The 16,691-nt window shown below is 66.4% G+C and carries 16 protein-coding genes and 1 riboswitch; of the genes, 11 read left to right on the top strand and 5 right to left on the bottom strand.

Features of this window, described 5'->3' with window-relative positions; genetic code table 11:
- Positions 1-19 precede the first annotated feature (19 nt).
- From ACLBWL_RS14750 to ACLBWL_RS14760, 3 genes are read left to right on the top strand one after another with little or no spacing between them, the layout of a single operon-like run.
- Positions 20-2,026 (top strand): autotransporter assembly complex protein TamA, encoded by a 2,007-nt coding sequence (locus ACLBWL_RS14750; protein WP_447794269.1) that lies wholly within the window; start codon positions 20-22, stop codon positions 2,024-2,026.
- 59 nt (positions 2,027-2,085) lie between these two features.
- On the top strand, positions 2,086-6,165 hold the full coding sequence (locus ACLBWL_RS14755; protein ID WP_447794422.1) for a translocation/assembly module TamB domain-containing protein: 4,080 nt from the start codon (positions 2,086-2,088) through the stop codon (positions 6,163-6,165).
- A gap of 38 nt (positions 6,166-6,203) precedes the next feature.
- A complete protein-coding gene (locus ACLBWL_RS14760) occupies positions 6,204-7,205 on the top strand; it encodes a glycoside hydrolase family 3 N-terminal domain-containing protein (protein ID WP_447794271.1) in 1,002 nt (333 codons plus the stop codon).
- 150 nt (positions 7,206-7,355) lie between these two features.
- Here ACLBWL_RS14760 and ACLBWL_RS14765 read toward each other — a convergent pair whose 3' ends face one another.
- Positions 7,356-8,711, bottom strand: coding sequence for a voltage-gated chloride channel family protein (locus tag ACLBWL_RS14765; RefSeq protein WP_447794273.1), 1,356 nt, complete (start codon positions 8,709-8,711; stop codon positions 7,356-7,358).
- A 23-nt stretch (positions 8,712-8,734) separates the two neighbouring features.
- Positions 8,735-8,811: riboswitch (Fluoride riboswitch) on the bottom strand.
- A 180-nt stretch (positions 8,812-8,991) separates the two neighbouring features.
- Between ACLBWL_RS14765 and ACLBWL_RS14770 the strand changes: the two genes are divergently transcribed.
- From ACLBWL_RS14770 to tatC, 5 genes are read left to right on the top strand one after another with little or no spacing between them, the layout of a single operon-like run.
- Complete coding sequence (locus ACLBWL_RS14770; RefSeq protein ID WP_447794275.1) at positions 8,992-9,714, top strand: segregation and condensation protein A; 723 nt, start codon at positions 8,992-8,994, stop codon at positions 9,712-9,714.
- A complete protein-coding gene (scpB, locus tag ACLBWL_RS14775) occupies positions 9,711-10,313 on the top strand; it encodes an SMC-Scp complex subunit ScpB (RefSeq protein WP_447794277.1) in 603 nt (200 codons plus the stop codon). Before ACLBWL_RS14770 ends, scpB begins: the two co-directional genes overlap by 4 nt.
- 35 nt (positions 10,314-10,348) lie before the next feature.
- The gene (locus ACLBWL_RS14780) at positions 10,349-10,594 is read left to right on the top strand and encodes a twin-arginine translocase TatA/TatE family subunit (RefSeq protein WP_447794279.1); all 246 of its coding nucleotides are present in this window, start codon (positions 10,349-10,351) and stop codon (positions 10,592-10,594) included.
- Positions 10,595-10,632: 38 nt separating this feature from the next.
- Positions 10,633-11,187 (top strand): Sec-independent protein translocase protein TatB, encoded by a 555-nt coding sequence (tatB, locus tag ACLBWL_RS14785; RefSeq protein WP_447794281.1) that lies wholly within the window; start codon positions 10,633-10,635, stop codon positions 11,185-11,187.
- Positions 11,188-11,245: 58 nt separating this feature from the next.
- Positions 11,246-12,028, top strand: coding sequence for a twin-arginine translocase subunit TatC (gene tatC, locus ACLBWL_RS14790; RefSeq protein ID WP_447794283.1), 783 nt, complete (start codon positions 11,246-11,248; stop codon positions 12,026-12,028).
- Positions 12,029-12,101: 73 nt separating this feature from the next.
- Here the strand turns inward: tatC and ACLBWL_RS14795 are convergent, their stop codons facing one another.
- From ACLBWL_RS14795 to ACLBWL_RS14805, 3 genes are all read right to left on the bottom strand, one after another.
- Entirely contained in the window at positions 12,102-12,236 is a 135-nt protein-coding gene (locus ACLBWL_RS14795; RefSeq protein WP_132738056.1) for an entericidin A/B family lipoprotein, read from the bottom strand.
- A 274-nt stretch (positions 12,237-12,510) separates the two neighbouring features.
- Complete coding sequence (locus ACLBWL_RS14800; RefSeq protein ID WP_447794424.1) at positions 12,511-14,094, bottom strand: sensor histidine kinase; 1,584 nt, start codon at positions 14,092-14,094, stop codon at positions 12,511-12,513.
- A gap of 71 nt (positions 14,095-14,165) precedes the next feature.
- Positions 14,166-14,255 carry a NepR family anti-sigma factor gene (locus tag ACLBWL_RS14805; protein WP_162233433.1) on the bottom strand — a complete coding sequence of 30 codons (90 nt, stop codon included), beginning with the start codon at positions 14,253-14,255 and terminating at the stop codon, positions 14,166-14,168.
- A gap of 347 nt (positions 14,256-14,602) precedes the next feature.
- Between ACLBWL_RS14805 and ACLBWL_RS14810 the strand changes: the two genes are divergently transcribed.
- The 3 genes from ACLBWL_RS14810 to ACLBWL_RS14820 all read left to right on the top strand — a co-directional run bounded on the left by ACLBWL_RS14810 (position 14,603) and on the right by ACLBWL_RS14820 (position 16,409).
- Positions 14,603-15,406, top strand: a complete 804-nt coding sequence (locus ACLBWL_RS14810) for a response regulator (RefSeq protein WP_447794285.1) — start codon at positions 14,603-14,605, stop codon at positions 15,404-15,406.
- 115 nt (positions 15,407-15,521) lie between these two features.
- The gene (locus tag ACLBWL_RS14815; RefSeq protein ID WP_447794287.1) at positions 15,522-15,659 is read left to right on the top strand and encodes a hypothetical protein; all 138 of its coding nucleotides are present in this window, start codon (positions 15,522-15,524) and stop codon (positions 15,657-15,659) included.
- Between the two features lie 96 nt (positions 15,660-15,755).
- A complete protein-coding gene (locus ACLBWL_RS14820; protein ID WP_447794289.1) occupies positions 15,756-16,409 on the top strand; it encodes a sigma-70 family RNA polymerase sigma factor in 654 nt (217 codons plus the stop codon).
- 30 nt (positions 16,410-16,439) lie between these two features.
- On the opposite strand, the gene ACLBWL_RS14825 is transcribed toward ACLBWL_RS14820, so the two are convergent.
- Positions 16,440-16,691, bottom strand: coding sequence for a hypothetical protein (locus ACLBWL_RS14825; RefSeq protein WP_447794291.1), 252 nt, complete (start codon positions 16,689-16,691; stop codon positions 16,440-16,442).

The raw sequence follows: 16,691 nt of genomic DNA on the forward strand, positions 1-16,691 counted from the left end.
GCCCGGCTAGGAGCCGGTGATGCTGTCCCGCGTCGGGCGAGCCGGGCCGGCCGCCGCCTTTTTCGTTCTGACGATCTCGGGTGCCACGGCCCAAAGCGCACCCGCGCCCGGATCTGCGCCCGCACCCTCGGCCACTGGGCAAGCAAAGGCGCCCGCATCGTCCAACCCCGCGCCCGATACGCCGATGTCGCTCGACCCCAATTCGCCGCTCGCCGCGCTCCCGGATATCGGTGTCGGCTGGCCCGATCTCGCGGCGACACCCGACGATCCCGCGACCACGATCGCGGTCACCGACGCCAATGCGGAGACGCGCTACACGTGGCGGATCGACGGAATCGACGCGATCGACACGACGCTGTTGCGGCAACGGTTCGCTCAGCTCTCGACGCTCGACGCGAACGACGGGCAGCCCGCCAACGCCGCGCAACTCGATCGCCGCGCGCGCGAGGATGCCGACCTGCTCAACAGCCTGCTCCGCGCGGAAGGCTATTACGATGCCAACGTCGTCACCCGCATCGAGCCCGGCGCAAAGCCGATGGTCGTGCTGTCGGCGACCCCCGGCACGCTCTACAAGTTCAAGGGCGTGACGATCGACGGCATCGCTGCGGCCGGCGGCAAGGCGCCGGGGCTGACGACCGCATTCGGCGTGAAGCCCGATGACCCCGTCAATTCGGATGCGATCGTCGCGGGGCAGGCCAAGCTGACGACGCAGATCGGCCGCGAAGGCTTCCCGTTCGCCAAGGTCGGCGATCCGGCGATCGTCGTCGACCACGCCACCCGCACCGCGACGCTCGATCTGTCGGTGCAGCCCGGCGGCGCGCGCAAGTTCGGCAACATCGTCGCGCTGCCTGGCAACCGCGTGTTCGGCGCGGATCATGTCGCCGACATCGCGCGCTTCTCGCCCGGCGATCCCTATGACGCAGCCGAGCTCGACGATCTGCGCCGCGCGTTGATCCAGACCAGCCTCGTCTCCGCGGTCGACCTCAAGCCGGTGCAGGGGGCGACGCCCGATACCGTCGACGTCGCGGTGAAGCTCGACCCGGCACCGCCGCGCACCGTTGCGGGCGAGCTCGGCTACGGCACGGGCGAAGGCGCGCGCGCGGAACTCAGCTGGACTCACCGCAACCTGTTCCCACCCGAGGGCGCGCTGACGGTACGCGGTGTGCTCGGCACGCAGGAACAGCTCGGCTCGATCGTCTTCCGACGCAACAATTTCGAGGGCCGCGACCGGGTGCTGACGTTCCAGGCGTCGGGCGTCCACACCAACCGCGACGCGTACGACGCGAAGACCTTCACGCTCGCGGGCAGCCTCGAGCGGCAGACCAACATCTTCTTCCAGAAAACCTGGACCTGGTCGGTCGGTGCCGAACTGCTGGCGTCGGACGAGCGCGACGTGATCGTCTCGACCGGCGCACCGCGGCGACGGACGTTCTTCATCGGCGCGCTGCCGACGACGCTCAACTATGACGGTTCGGACGATCTGCTGAACCCGACCAAGGGGTTCCGGCTCGGCGCGCGGCTCAGTCCCGAAGTGTCGTTGCAGAATTCCGTGTTCGGCTATGCGCGCACGCAGTTCGACGGCAGCGTGTACCAGCCGATCGGCGGCAGCGTCGTGCTCGCCGCGCGTACCCGGCTCGGTACGATCGTCGGCGCGCCGCGTGACGAGGTGGCCCCGTCGCGGCGCTTCTACGCCGGCGGAGGCGCGTCGGTGCGCGGTTACGGCTATCAGTCGATCGGGCCGCGCGATCCCAACAACGACCCGATCGGCGGCCGCAGCCTGACCGAATTCTCGGTCGAGGCGCGGGTCAAGGCATTCGGCAATTTCGGCATCGTGCCGTTCCTCGACGCGGGCAACATATACACCTCGCCGCTGCCCAAGTTCACCGGGCTGCAGTACGGCACCGGGATCGGCGTCCGCTATTATTCGAACTTCGGCCCGATCCGCCTCGACGTCGGCACGCCGATCAACCCACAGCCCGGCGACAGCCGCGTCGCCGTCTACGTCTCGCTGGGGCAGGCGTTTTGAGCGAGGACGCTCTTCCAAGGCGCCGGATCGCGTGGTGGCGGTGGATCGTCAGCGCCATCATGGCGCTGCTCGTGATCCTTGGCACGGCGTTGCTGATCGTCGACACCGGCATCGGCCACCGCTTCGTCGCGGACCGGATCGCCGCGATCAGGACCGCCAACGGGCTGCGCTTCACGGTCGGGCGGATCGAGGGATCGCTATACGGCGATACGCGGCTGATCGACCTGCGCGTGTACGATCTGGAAGGGTTGGTCTTCCAGGCGCCCAACGTCGAACTCGACTGGTCGCCGTTCGACTGGTTTTCGAACCGGCTGGAGATTCAGCGGCTGATTGTCGATCGCGCGATCCTGACTCACACCCCGCGCACCCGGCCGTCGAAGACACGCGGACCGGCCCTGCCTGATTTCGATATTCATATCGGCAAGCTGTCGGTCGGTCGGCTGACGCTCGCCAAGCGCGTCCTGGGAACGCAGCGGATCGGGACGCTCGAAGGCCGCGCCGACATCCGGTCGGGCCGAGCACTCGTCGACCTCAAGGCACGCGTCGCCGGCAGCGACGATCTGAAGCTACGGATCGACGCCGAGCCCGCACGCGATCGCTTCGACCTCGACGTTGCCGCGAAGGGGGCCGCGGGCGGTGTGCTCGCGCGGATGGTGAAGGCGAAGGGCCCGGTCGCGCTCGCGGTTACCGGCGACGGCAGCTGGGCGAAGTGGAACGGCCGCGCCAACGGCATCGTCGGCACGACGCGCGTCGTCGATCTCGCGCTCGCGCAGCTGGCCGGGCGCTACACGCTGTCGGGCACGCTCTCGCCATCGTCACTGCTCAAGGGGCGGCTGCAGCGGCTGACGGCGCCGCGCATCCTCGTCAACGGCAGTGCGGAGTTCGCCAACCGCCGGCTGGACGGGCAGCTCTCGCTGCGCACGCCCGCGCTGGCGATCGACACGACCGGGATCGTCGATCTCGGTGCGAACGCGTATCGTGACGTCCGGATCAAGGCACGACTGCTGCGGCCGCCGGCGTTGTTCGACAACATGACCGGCAACATGGTCGAATTGCGCGCGATCCTGGACGGCCCGTTCGCGACCGCGGCGTTCGACTACCGCCTCGATGCCAGCCGGTTCGCGTTCGACCAGACCGGGTTCGAGAATGCGCACGCCGCCGGCAAGGGCCGCCTGTCCGCCGCACCGGTAACCGTGCCGATTCGCTTCACCGCCGCACGCGTCACCGGCGTCGGCACCGTCGCGGGCGGGATCCTGCGCAACCTGTCGGTCGACGGCCTGCTCCGCGTGACGCCGACGCTGCTCACCGGCGACGCGCTCAAGCTCCGCTCCGACAAGCTCACCGGCAGCATCAATCTCGCGGTCGATCTGCGCAACGGCCAGTTCGAGGTGGGCATCAACGGCGGGCTCGGTCGCTATCTGATCCCCGGCCTTGGCATCGTCGACGTGAAGTCCACCTTGCGCGTCGTCCCCGGCCCCAACCGCCACGGCACGCGCGTGATCGGCCAGGGCAGCGCGCAGATGGTGCGGCTCGACAATGCCTTCTTTCGCAGCCTCGCAGGCGGGCTGCCGCGCATCACCACCAACCTCGAACGTACCACCGACGGCATCCTCCACTTCACCAACCTGATGCTGACCGCCCCGCAGATCCGGCTGACCGGCAACGGCTATCGTCGTCGTGACGGAACCTTTCATTTCGAGGGAAGCGGGCGCCAGCAGACCTATGGCCCGGTACAGCTCGTGCTCGACGGCCAGATCGAAAAGCCGACGCTCGACCTCGTCTTCGCCAGCCCCAATGCGACGCTCGGCCTGTCCAACGTCCGTGCGCATCTCGGCCCGACGCCGCAGGGGTTCGCGTTCACCGCAGCCGGCGGATCTCGGCTCGGGCCGTTCACCACAAACGGCGCCATCCTTTTGCCGCCGGGCGCGGACGCAACGATCCAGGTCGCCACACTGAACGTCGCCGGCACACGCGCGAGCGGTAACATCGCGGTCGTCGATGGCGGCTTCAACGGCGCGCTCGCGGTTGCAGGCGGCGGTATCTCGGGCGAACTTCTGTTCCGTCCGGTCGAAACCGTTCAGCGCATCGAAGGCCATCTCGCCGCCAAGGCCGCGACGCTCGACACCGTTGCGCTCCGATCGGGTAAGCTCGATTTCGTCACGTTGTTCGATCCCGCCGGCACCTCGATCGAGGCGACCGCAACCGGCCTCGGCCTGCGTCGCGGCACGCTCAGCCTCGCCCGGTTCAACGGTTCCGCATCGCTGCGCGGCGGCGTCGGGACGATCAAGGCATCGATCGCTGGCTCGCGCGGACGGGCGTTCGATATCCATAGCGTCACGCAGGTGACCGCCAACAGTTACGCGATCTCCGCGCAAGGCACGCTCGACGGCCGCCCGCTGAAACTGCTCACCCCCGCGGTGCTGACGCAGGCCGAAGACGGCTGGCACCTCGCGCCGACCAAGCTCAGCTTCGGCGGCGGCGAGGCGCAGGTCGGTGGCCATTTCACCGGCACCAGCACCGCGGTCGACGCCAGCCTGACGCGCATGCCGCTCGCGCTGCTCGACATCGGCTATCCCGGGCTGGGTCTCAGCGGTTCGGCATCAGGGCGTTTCAACGTCGCCACCGCGAACGGCGCCGCGCCGACCGGCAAGGCCGATCTCACGATCCGCGGGCTCAGCCGCGCCGGCCTTGTCCTATCGTCGCGCCCGATCGACGTCGGCGTCGCGGCGGTGTTGTCGCCCGACAAGCTCGGCCTGCGCGCGGTGATCGCGTCCGCCGGCAAGACGATCGGCCGCGCGCAGGCCCAACTGGCACCCTTAGGGCAGGGGGACCTCGCCTCGCGCATCACCAACGCGCGTCTGTTCGGGCAGCTTCGCTACAGCGGCCCGGCCGACACGCTCTGGCGGCTCACCGGGGTCGAGCTGTTCGACCTGTCGGGCCCGGTCGCGATCGGTGCGGACGTCGTCGGCACGCTCGCCAATCCGACGCTGCGCGGCATCGTCCAGGCGAACGGCGCGCGGATCGAGAGCGCCACCACCGGCACCGTCCTCACCAACGTCCAGGCAAGCGGTCGCTTCGGCGGGTCGCGGCTTGTGATCGACCGGTTCGGCGCGGACGCGGGCAAGGGCGGCCGCGTCACCGGCACCGGCCAGTTCGAATTCGCCGCCGCCGCGGGAGTGGGTCTCGACCTCAAATTGCAGGCCGACAAGGCGGTGATGATCAACCGCGACGACATTGGCGCGACCGTCTCCGGCCCGCTGACGTTCAGGTCGAACGGCGCGGGAGGGACGATCGCGGGCGACGTGATGCTCGACAAGAGCCGCTACCGCCTCGGCCAGGCCACCGCCGCCAGCGCCGTCCCCCAGCTCAACATCCGCGAAATCAACCTCCCCGACGGCGGTGAAGAAATCGATGCACCGACCAAGCCGTGGACGCTTGCGATAAAGGCGCGGGCGCCGAACCAAGTCATGGTCAGCGGGCTTGGCCTCACCAGCGAATGGTCCGCCAATCTCAAGATCGCCGGCCAGCCCGAGAACCCGGCGATCACCGGTCGCGCGACGCTGATCCGCGGCGATTACGAGTTCGCGGGCCGGCAGTTCGCGCTGTCGCGCGGCGTGATCCGCTTCGACGGCGGCGTGCCCGCCAATCCTGCCCTCGACATTGAGGCGAACGCCGATTCGACCGGGCTCAGCGCGTCGATCCGCGTCACCGGCTATGCGCTGAAACCCGAGATTGGCTTCACCAGCACGCCCGCCTTGCCCGAGGACGAACTCCTCTCGCGGCTGTTGTTCGGCACCTCAATCACCAATCTGTCCGCGCCTGAAGCCCTTCAGTTGGCGGCGGCGGTCGCGGCGTTGCAGGGCGGCGGGAGTGGGCTCAATCCGATCAACGCGGTGCGCCGCGCCGCCGGGCTCGACCGCCTGCGCATCCTGCCGGCCGACCCGCAGACCGGGCAGGGCACCTCGATCGCCGCGGGCAAATACGTCACCCGGCGGCTGTATGCGGAGATCGTCACAGACGGGCAGGGCTATTCGGCGACGCAGGTCGAGTTCCAGGTCACGCGCTGGCTCTCGCTGCTGTCGAGCATCTCGACGCTCGGCCGGCAGAGCGCCAACGTCCGCGTCTCGAAGGACTATTGACGCGTGATTGCGCGCGCCCGTTTCGCTAGGACCCAGTCATGAAGCCCGTCATCTTCGGCCTGTCCGGCCCCGTCCTCACGCCGCAGGAGCGCGCGTTCTTCGCGGAGTGCGAACCCGCCGGCTATATCCTGTTCAAGCGCAACATCGTCGACCGCGCGCAGGTCCGCGCGCTGACCGACTCGCTCCGCGACCTCGCTGGCCGCGACGACCTGGCGATCCTGATCGACCAGGAGGGCGGTCGCGTCGCCCGGATGGGACCGCCCGAATGGCCGGCTTTTCCCGCAGGCCCGGTGTTCGACGCGGCGTACGAACGCGCACCGATGACCGCGATCCAGGCGGCGCGCGCGAACGGGCAGGCGCTGGGCGCGATGCTCAGCGAAGTCGGCATCACCGTCGACTGCGCTCCGCTGCTCGACGTGGCGCAACCCGACACCACAGAGGCTGTCGCATGCCGCACGTTCGGCGCCGATCCGATGCGCGTCGCCGCGCTCGGCAGGGCGACGCTGGAGGGGCTCGCCGAGGGCGGAGTCGTCGGCATCGTCAAGCACATGCCCGGCCACGGCCGTGCCAAGCTCGACACGCACCATCACCTTCCGACCGTCACCGCGACCGACGCCGAGCTGGAAGTCGACCTCGAACCATTCCGCACGCTCAACCAGGCGCCGATGGGGATGACGTCGCATATCGTCTTCGACGCCTGGGACGCCGATCGCCCCGCGACGCTGTCGCCGCTTGTGATCGACCGGATCATCCGCCAGCGGATCGGCTTCGACGGCCTGTTGATGACCGACGACATCGACATGAAGGCGCTGTCGGGCACTGCCGGCGACAAGGCCGCCGGCGCGATCGCCGCGGGTTGCGACATCGTCCTCGACTGCTGGGCCCGCATGGACGAGATGATCGAGATCGCCGGTCGTTTGAGTGAAATCTCCGACGCCTCCCGCGCCCGTCTCGACCGCGCAATGGCGTCGGTCGGACCAGCAAAAGGCGACGTCGCCGACCTGATCGCCACGCGGGATGCGCTTCTCGCTGCCGCTTGATGGCCGCAGGCAGACCTCGTTACCGATCGCGGCGGGCGCAGTGCTCCAGTGCTCCTGCTTGTAGACGATCACCTTTTCGCCGAGCAGGTCGCCGACAGAAGACCTCGCGTTGATCGCGCTCGCCGACGGGACCTTCGATCGGTGCGGGCATCAGCGGTACGGGCGGCGGGTGGCGCGATGTGCCCGAGCCTCGCGCAACGTCGCGTTCGGGGTCAGGCCGGTTGCCGGCACCTTGGGGACAGCGATGCGCTGCGCCAGGTAGATGCCGTTGTGACCGGAGCATAGATAGGCGACGAAACAGGCGACCGCGATTGGCACCGCATAGGTCGCGCCGAACAGTTCTATCCCCATGAAGGTGCAGGCGAGCGGGGTGTTGGCCGCGCCGGCGAACAGCGCGACGAACCCGATCGCCGCGAACACGCCGGTCGGCACGCCGAAAATGGGAGCAAGCGCGTTGCCGAGCGCCGCACCGATGAAGAACAGCGGCGTGACCTCGCCACCCTTGAACCCGGCGCTGAGCGTGACGACGGTGAACAGCAGCTTCAGCGCCCAGCTCCAGGGATAGGTGTCCGGCCCGAAAAAGCTGAGGAGGGTGAGGCTGTCGGGGGTCGCGCCGAGCGTGCCGAGCCCGAGATAATCGCGCGTGCCGAACAGGTAGACGAGCGCGATGACCGCAACACCGCCGATGACGGGACGCAACGGACCGTAAGGGACGATCCGCTTGAGCCATCCCCCCAGTGCGTGATTGGCCTCGGCGAAGGCAAGTCCGACCAGCCCGAACGCGACGCCGGCGATGGCCGCCTTGCCGACGAGCAGCGCATCGACCGGCACCATCGCATCGACCCGGTAGATCCCGTGATGGATGCCCCAGGCGAGGCAGGTCCAGTCGCCGATCAGCGCCGCGACGAGGCACGGCACCAGCGCGCGGTATTCGACCCGTCCGATCGCAAGCACCTCCAGGGCGAACACCGTGCCCGCGATCGGCGTGCCGAACACCGCGCCGAACCCGGCCGCGATCCCGGTCATCAGCAGGATGCGCATGCCGTCCGCATCGAGCCGCAGCGCGCGACCGAAACCGCTGGCGAGACTCCCGCCCAATTGGACCGCGGTGCCCTCGCGTCCGGCCGATCCGCCGAACAGATGCGTAACTACCGTGCCGAAGAAGATCAGCGGTGCCATCCGCAACGGCACTCCGCCGCCTGGCTCGTGAATCTGCTCGACGATCAGGTTGTTGCCGCCTTCGACCGAGCGGCCGGTCACGTGATAGAGCAACCCGACCACGAAACCGCCCAACGGCAGCAGGTACAGCAGCCAGGGCCAGGCGAAGCGCAGCCGCGTGACGGCATCCAGGCTCCACAGGAACGCTGCGCACAGCGTCCCGACCAGCGCCGCCATCGGCACCAGGATCGCGGCCCATCGTACGACCGACAGGGCATGAGCCTGCCGGTCGCGGGCGAATGCCACGATGTTCAGTTGAGCGATGAGAGTTCGAAAGGTTGCGCGCACAAATCCTCCTTGCTGCCTGTCGGCGCCAAGTAGGAATCATCGGCTCGTGCTAGAGCGGTTCGGTCGAACGACCCGGCGGAAATCCATCGCCGTGGCGCCGCCTATGTCTTCCCGTCGCCCGCTCGTCAACGGTATGGCGTCACCGTGTGGTGGTCGCGTGGGGCGAAATGATCGATTTCGCGCGACGAGCACCCCAACATCTTAGCGATCTGGCAGGACGCGTCGTCCAAACGCGCTATTCCCAGATGTCGAACCGCCTGCGATCCTGTATCTCGCCCCGATGAGCGACGCACAATTGACGCTGGATCTGGACGGGTGGGAGGGGCCGCTCGATCTGCTGCTGTCGTTGGCCCGGGGGCAGAAGGTGGATCTGCGGACGATTTCAATCCTCGCGCTGGTCGAACAGTATCTGGCGTATGTCGACTCCGCGCGCGCGCTGAAGCTGGAACTGGCGGCGGATTATCTCGTGATGGCGGCGTGGCTGGCGTATTTGAAGTCGGCGTTGCTCCTGCCGCGCGATCCGCTCGCCGAGCCCGATCCCGAGGAAATGGCGTTGCGGTTGCAGCTTCGGCTCGAGCGGTTGAGTGCGATGCGCGAGGCTGGCGCGCGGCTGATGGCGCGCGATCGGACTGGTCGCGACGTGTTCGCGCGTGGCGCGCCGGAGGGACTGCGGACGGTGCGCAAGGCGGCCTGGCAGGCGGAGATATTCGACCTGATCGCCGCCTATGGCCGGATCTCGGCGCGAACCCGGCCGGTGATGCATGTCGTCGCCGACCGCGAGGTGATGACGCTGGAGGCGGCGCTTGAGCGCGTGTCGATGCTGGTCGGCGAACGGATCGACTGGAGCGTGATCGAGAGCTTCCTGCCCGAGGCGGGGGAACGGCTGCGGCGGTCGGCGTTGGCGTCGAGCTTCGTCGCGGCGCTCGAACTCGCGCGGCAGGGGAAGATCGAGCTCCGGCAGGCGTCGCCGTTCGCACCGCTGTACCTACGGGCTCGCGCATGACCCCGCCCGACGACTTCGCGCGCGCCGTCGAGGCGGTGCTGTTCGCCGCCGAAGCCCCGCTGACGATCGACGCGATCCGCGCGCATGTCGGAGCGGGCGACGTGAAGACCGCGCTCGAAACGCTGACCGCCGACTACGCCGGGCGCGGGATCGCGATCGTCCGGCGTGGTGAGCGCTGGCAGTTCCAGACCGCGCCCGACATGGCGCACATGCTCCGCCGCGATCGCGAGGAACCGCGCCGCCTCAGTCGCGCGGGGATCGAGACGCTGGCGATCATCGCCTATCACGAGCCGGTCACGCGCGCCGAGATCGAGGCGATTCGCGGGGTTCAGATTTCGAAGGGAACGCTCGACGTGCTGATGGAGGCGGGCTGGGTGCGTCCGGCCGGGCGGCGCGAAGTGCCTGGGCGTCCGCTGATGTTTGCAACCAGCCCCGAATTCCTCGTCCATTTCGGATTGGCGAGCCGCCGCGACCTGCCGGGGATCGACGATTTGCGCGCCGCCGGGCTGCTCGATCCGGTCGATCTCGCCTTCGATCGGCTCGAAGATGGCGAAGATGGCGGCGGGGATGGCGCAATCTCTGGCAATGAGGCGGGATGAGGCTTAGATAGGGCTCAGTTTTCAGGAGAATGGCCATGGGCGGTTTTAGCCCGATTCACTTGCTCGTCCTCGCGGTCGTCGCGATCCTCCTTCTCGGCGGCGGTCGGTTTTCCAGCCTGATGGGGGACGTTGCCAAGGGCGTGAAGAACTTCAAGAAGGGAATGGCCGAGCAGGACGACGATACGCCCGCCAAGCCGTCGGCGCGGATCGAAGCGCAGAAGTCGGCCGATCCCGCGTTCGACCGCGACGGCAATCGCGTTCGCGACGACCGCCCCGCTTGAAGTCGGCAGAGTTGAAGTTGCTAGATAGGCGCGGCTGAATGTTTGATATCGCGCCCTCCGAGTTCCTGCTTGTGGCTTTCGTCGCGCTCGTCGTGATCGGTCCGAAGGATCTGCCCAAGGCGATGCGCGTGGTCGGCTATTGGGTCGGCAAGGCGCGCGGTGTCGCACGTCAGTTCCGCTCGGGCTTCGACTCGATGGTTCGCGAGGCTGAACTCGAAGAGATGGAAAAGCGCTGGGCGTCGGAAAACGAACGCATCATGCGCGAGCATCCACAGACGGCCACGGACTCCGCGGTAGACACGACGCAGGTCGTGCATTCGCCCGAGAAGGAGGAGTATCGTCGCGACTATCGGTCGATCGACCATTCCGACGATCATACGGACGAGCCTGTGATGGTCGAGAAGCCGGTGGTTGCTCCCGCTACGGCAGGCGATGCTCCGGATCACGATGTCGGTCGCGGCGATCGGCCTGGGGTGGCCGCGCTTTCGCCTGATCGCGCCCCGGACCTGTTCGATGCGCAGGTGAAGGCTCCGGTTCCCGCACCCAAAGCGATCGACGACAAGACCGGCAAGTCCGACGTCGCGCCATCGTGATCGACCTCAACCTCCGCGCCCCCGGGGCCGCTGAAAGCAAGACAGCTGAAAGCAAGACATGAGCGAGATCGACGCAAGCCGGGCCCCGTTGCTCGACCATCTGATCGAGCTGCGTCGGCGGTTGCTGTATTGCATCGCCGCGCTGGTCGTGACGTTCGCGATCGCGATGTATTTTGCCGAGGATATCTTCGGTTTTCTGGTCCACCCGCTGCTCGCGGCCGGCCAGAACAAAGTCATCTATACCGAGATCTTCGAGGCGTTCTTTGTCCAAATCAAGGTCGCGTTCTTCGCCGCCATGATGCTGTCGTTCCCGGTGATCGCGAACCAGCTGTGGCAGTTCGTCGCGCCGGGACTCTACAAGAAGGAGAAGCGCGCGCTCCTGCCGTTCATCCTCGCGACCCCGGTGCTGTTCCTGACGGGTGCGGCGATGGCCTATTACGTCGCGATCCCGATGGCGCTGCACTTCCTGCTCGGGTTCGACGGCATGGTCGGCGGCATCCACCGCGAGGCGCTGCCGGCGATCGGCAATTACCTGTCTTTCACGATGCAGTTCCTGTTCGGCTTCGGGATCTCGTTCCTGCTGCCGGTGCTGTTGATGCTGCTTGAGCGGGCGGGGATCGTGACGCGCAAACAGCTGATCGGCGCGCGGCGCTACGCGATCGTCGCGGCGTTCGCGATCGCGGCGGTGCTGACGCCGCCGGATATCGGGTCGCAGCTGCTGCTCGCGATCCCGCTGGTGATCCTGTACGAACTCGCGCTGATCGGGATCTGGTTCACGGAGCGCAGCCGGGCGAAGGCCCAGGCTGTCGAGGGCGAGTCCACCGACGTCGTCGAAAGCTGAAACGGCCGATACGAAAACGGGGCCCGGTGCGTGTGCACCGGGCCCCGTTCTGTTAGCGCGAAAGCGCAAAGGCTTACTTGGCGCTGTCTGCGGTCTTCGCGACGGTCTTGCCTGCCGATGCGACGTCCTTGCCAGCGCCTTCGACCGTGTTGCATGCCGAAACCATGAGGGCGCCTGCGACGACGACCAGTCCAACCAACTTACGCATGATACTTCCTCCTAGAAGGGCTTGAATGCCACCGGAGATGCAATGTTCGGGCGGGAATTTCGTTCCGGACGCGAAACTCGGAAATTCAATGATTTAGATACGTAAAGGCCCGACTGCATCACCGGGGGGGAGGGTGATACGGCCGGGCCTGTGTTCCGGATAGCGAGAGCGGGGGGGCATAAATTCGCTATCCGCTTTATCAAACGGCGATCGCCGCAGTCGGTTCCCGGCTTTGAAGAATTTTCCCTTGCGGACCGAAAAATTCGAGATTCGGTCAGTCGCGCCCGGTGATCGCGAACGCGATCTCGTACGCACCGACCAGCGGATCGTGATGCAGCGGCGAGCGCAACTGGCGGGACAGACCCTCCATGACGCGGCCGTAGCGCGACACCGCCTCGCGCAGCGCATCGCTCTCGACCAGCGCGCGCGAGACGACGCGGAGCAGCCCGCGATCGGGCTTGTCGGCAATCTTCTCGGCGGGCTTCACGACGATCCGGATCTGCGCGACCGGATCGCAGCTGATCGCCAGTTCGATCATTTCGGTGACCAGGAACGCGATCGCCACGGCGACGTCCTGATTGACCAGATACGGGTCGATATCGAGCGTGATGCCAAGGCCGTGCGAGCGATCGGATGCGGTCGCGCGAATATTGGCCGACAATTCGCCGATCATCGTCCGCAGGTTGAGCCCGCGATTTTCCTCGAGCTCGGCGAAATGATTGCGGTGGACGACGGCCAGCGCATCGACGCGGCGCTGGATCGAGGAATAGGCCGCGGTCGCATCCGCGCTCGGTGCACTGCGCGCGTGGAAATTGATCAGGCTGGAGATCACCTGAAGGTTGTTCTTCACCCGGTGATGGACTTCGCGCGTCAGCTTGGTCTGGCGGACGAGGCCCTCGGCGAGCCCTGCCTCGTGCAGCGCGACGGTGCGGCTGATCGCCTGGAACGTTTCGCCAAGCTCGCGAATCTCCTGGGCGGGTAGCGTGCTGACAATGCCGAAGTCGAGCTCCTCGCCGGGCGTGAACGCGGCGACCGCCCCGCGCAGGCGCCGCAATGGCCGAATGAGCAGGCGATCGACCACGAACCAAGCGATGCTGGCGGCGGCGAGCCACATCAGCAAGGGCAACAGCATCGCGACGATTAGCGACGAGGTGACAGGTGCGCTGCGAACGCTGGTGCGCAGTGCGAGGCCAGCGACGCCGAGATCGGTCCGGGTCGTTTCCATGCGATCTAGCGGGCGTTCGTCGGGAATTGTCTCGAGGTGGAGCGCATCCTCGTCGAGCACGATGGCGCTGCTGACGGGCGAGGTCCGCGTCGATGGCTTGGCGATCTTCTCGAGGAAGGCGCGCGGGAAATAGGCGCGGGCCGAGGTGCCGCCGCCGGAACCAGAGCTGGGTCCGGAGATCGCAAGCAGCAGCCCGGCATCGGGAACGATCGCGGCCGAAATCGGCATATCGTCGCGCCGCAACGTCACCGGGTTGGGCAGCGCGACGCCGCACAGCACACGGCCGGCGCGGTCGGTGATGATGAAGCGCGTACCGGCCGAAGACTGTTGCGCGAACACGCCCTGGGCGCGAGCGCAGCTCGGTGCGTCGGCGGGATCGGTGCCGAGCGCATTCACCGCGACGCGCAGCGCGGTCATGTCGCCGACCAGCTCAATCGCGATCGCCCGTGCGCTTTCGTTGGCGGTGACGCGCAGTCGCGCCCGCGCTTCGGCGTCGGCGAGACGCGTGGTCTGCAAGGTGGCGAAAACCGCGATCAGCGCCAGCGGCAACAGCGCGGCGCTGATAATCAAGAACAGCTTGGCGCCCGTTGGCAGATGCCGCATCGTTGTCAGCAGGCGATGTTCGGTGGGCATTGCGAGATCTGGTGCGGCGGGCGACGGGCGTTCGTCCGCCGCGTCGGTTGGCGAGGCCATCCGGCCCGCCGTCAGTCTAGCTTGCCGAGGAGATCGAGCAGGTCGTCCGGAATCGCCTCGTCGACGGTCTTCTGGTAGACCGATCGCAGTGCCGATCCCATTTGTTGATCCTTATTTGGGACCGACTTTGGGCTCTTGGCAGGCAATGTCTTCTCCGTGTCGTGGCCCAAACTCAAAACTTCCCCCTGCACGACGCATACCGATGGTGTGGCTGCGAGTATGACACGGTCCTTACACAGGTCGCACACTCACAAAAAGCTGCTCGTGAAACCAAATAGCATCTCGATAGTTCCGCGTTGGAGCGAAAATTCCCTGTCTGCGTACAACGTTGTCATATGTTAAGGTGACTGCGCGACGGATCCGGGCCATTTTCGACCGACGCCATTGTAATGATGCGAGCCGCCCGACACATGAGGGGCCGTATAGGATCAGGGAGTATTCGTTACCCATGTCGCTTGGACAGCAACTCGCACCGCACCTGCCATTTTTGCGGCGCTATGGCCGGGCCCTCACGGGTAGCCAGATGCATGGCGACAAGTACGTGCGCGCCACACTCGAAGCGATCGTCGCGGCGCCCGAGGAATTCCCGCGCGATGTCGATCCACGTCTCGGACTGTATCGGATGTTCCAGGCGATCTGGAACTCGGCGAACTTCGACGAAGTTGCCGACGAGGGCGCAAACGAAGCCCAGGGCCATGAGGCCGTTGCGCGTGCGCGTCTGGCGCGGATGACCCCATTGTCGCGTCAGGCGCTGCTGCTAACCGCGATGGAAGGCTTCACGCCGGAGGACGCCGCGTATCTGATCGAGGTCGAGCCGAGCGAAGTCGACGATCTCGTCGCCGAAGCGCTGTCGGAAATCGAGAACCAGACCCGTGCCAAGGTCCTGATCATCGAGGACGAGCCGATCATCGCGATGGATATCGAGACGATCGTTCGCGATCTCGGGCATGACGTCACGGGTGTCGCGGTCACGCGCGACGAGGCAGTCGCGCTGGCGATGGAGATGCGGCCGGGCCTCGTGCTGGCCGATATTCAGCTTGCCGACGACAGCTCGGGCATCGATGCGGTCAAGGACATCCTGGCCGAGTTCGAAGTGCCGGTGATCTTCATCACCGCCTTCCCCGAGCGCCTGCTGACCGGCGAGCGGCCCGAGCCGACCTTCCTGATCACCAAGCCGTTCCAGCGCTCGACTGTGAAGGCTGCGATCAGCCAGGCGTTGTTCTTCGATCAGGCGACCGTGCCGGCAAACTGAATCATGGGTAATTCGGGGCGGTCAAAGCCTTGATTATGGCGCATTTATAATCCAGGTTGGGTCCGTGGTCGTTACGGACACGGACCCAAAACAGTTTCCGGGGGTTACACATATCATGGCTGACCCGAACGATCGTATCCACGTCGAAACCGATGATGCGCGCGCTGGCGCAACCCCCCACATGACGCGCTATATTTTGGCGATCTCGCTCATTCTGGTGATCGCAATCTTTGGCTTCCTCGTCATTCGCTAACTTTTGTTGGATGCGCGTCGCTGGCATTGACCAAAGCGCATCCCTATGCTTGTCGGACGTCGGCGGCATCCTACCATCGGGATTGATCGGAATACCATGACCCAGCCTGCTCCACGTACCGATGTCGAGGATGATATCGACGAAGTCGTCGTGCCGGTCGAGCATGTCTCGCTGTCCGATGCGGAGTTCAAGGTTCAACTCGCGCAGGTCATCCCGCATCTCCGCGCGTTCGGGCGCTCGCTGTCGGGCAGCCGCGATCTGGCCGACGATCTCGTGCAGGAAACGCTGTTGAAGGCCTGGGCGGCACGTCTGCGTTTTCAGGCCGGTACGAACATGCGCGCGTGGACGTTCATCATCCTGCGTAACCTCTACTTGTCGCAGATGCGCCGTGCGCGCTTCAAGGGCGAGTGGGACGATCTGGTTGCCGATCGTATCCTTGCGGCCCCCGCGAGCCAGGATCGCCATGTCGAACTCGGCGATATGCAGCGCGCGCTCATGCATCTGCCACAGCCGCAGCGCGAGGCGCTGATCCTGGTCGGGGCGGGTGGCTTCGCGTACGAGGAAGCCGCTGAGATCTGTGGTGTCGCGGTCGGTACGATCAAGAGCCGCGTCGCGCGTGGCCGGGTCGCGCTCGAGACGATCCTCAACGACGGATCGTTGCCGTCGCGCCGCGATCATGAGACTGACACGACGAAGACCGCGCTCGACTCGATCATGGGCGATGTCGAAGAACTCAGCCGCGGACGGTAGAGCCTCGCCGGTGATCAGCGGACGGTCTCGTCAGTTCAGACGATGCGGAATGCTGTCCAGTCTGCAGACCAAATGCATCATTTCAGGCGGCAAGGTGTGCGACTCGTCGAAAGCGCCGCGCAGCGTGTAGCCGATCACATCGGTCACGCGCGGGCGATCGACGATCTGCCGACCGTCCTCTTCGCGTCTGATCGTGAGGAATGCATAAGACATAGTATCATAACGGCCGATGCGGCTTTTTGTTGCTTTGTCGTGACACGCTGACGCCGCGGTCTGTATCAC

Source organism: Sphingomonas sp. M1A8_2b (assembly GCF_053345535.1).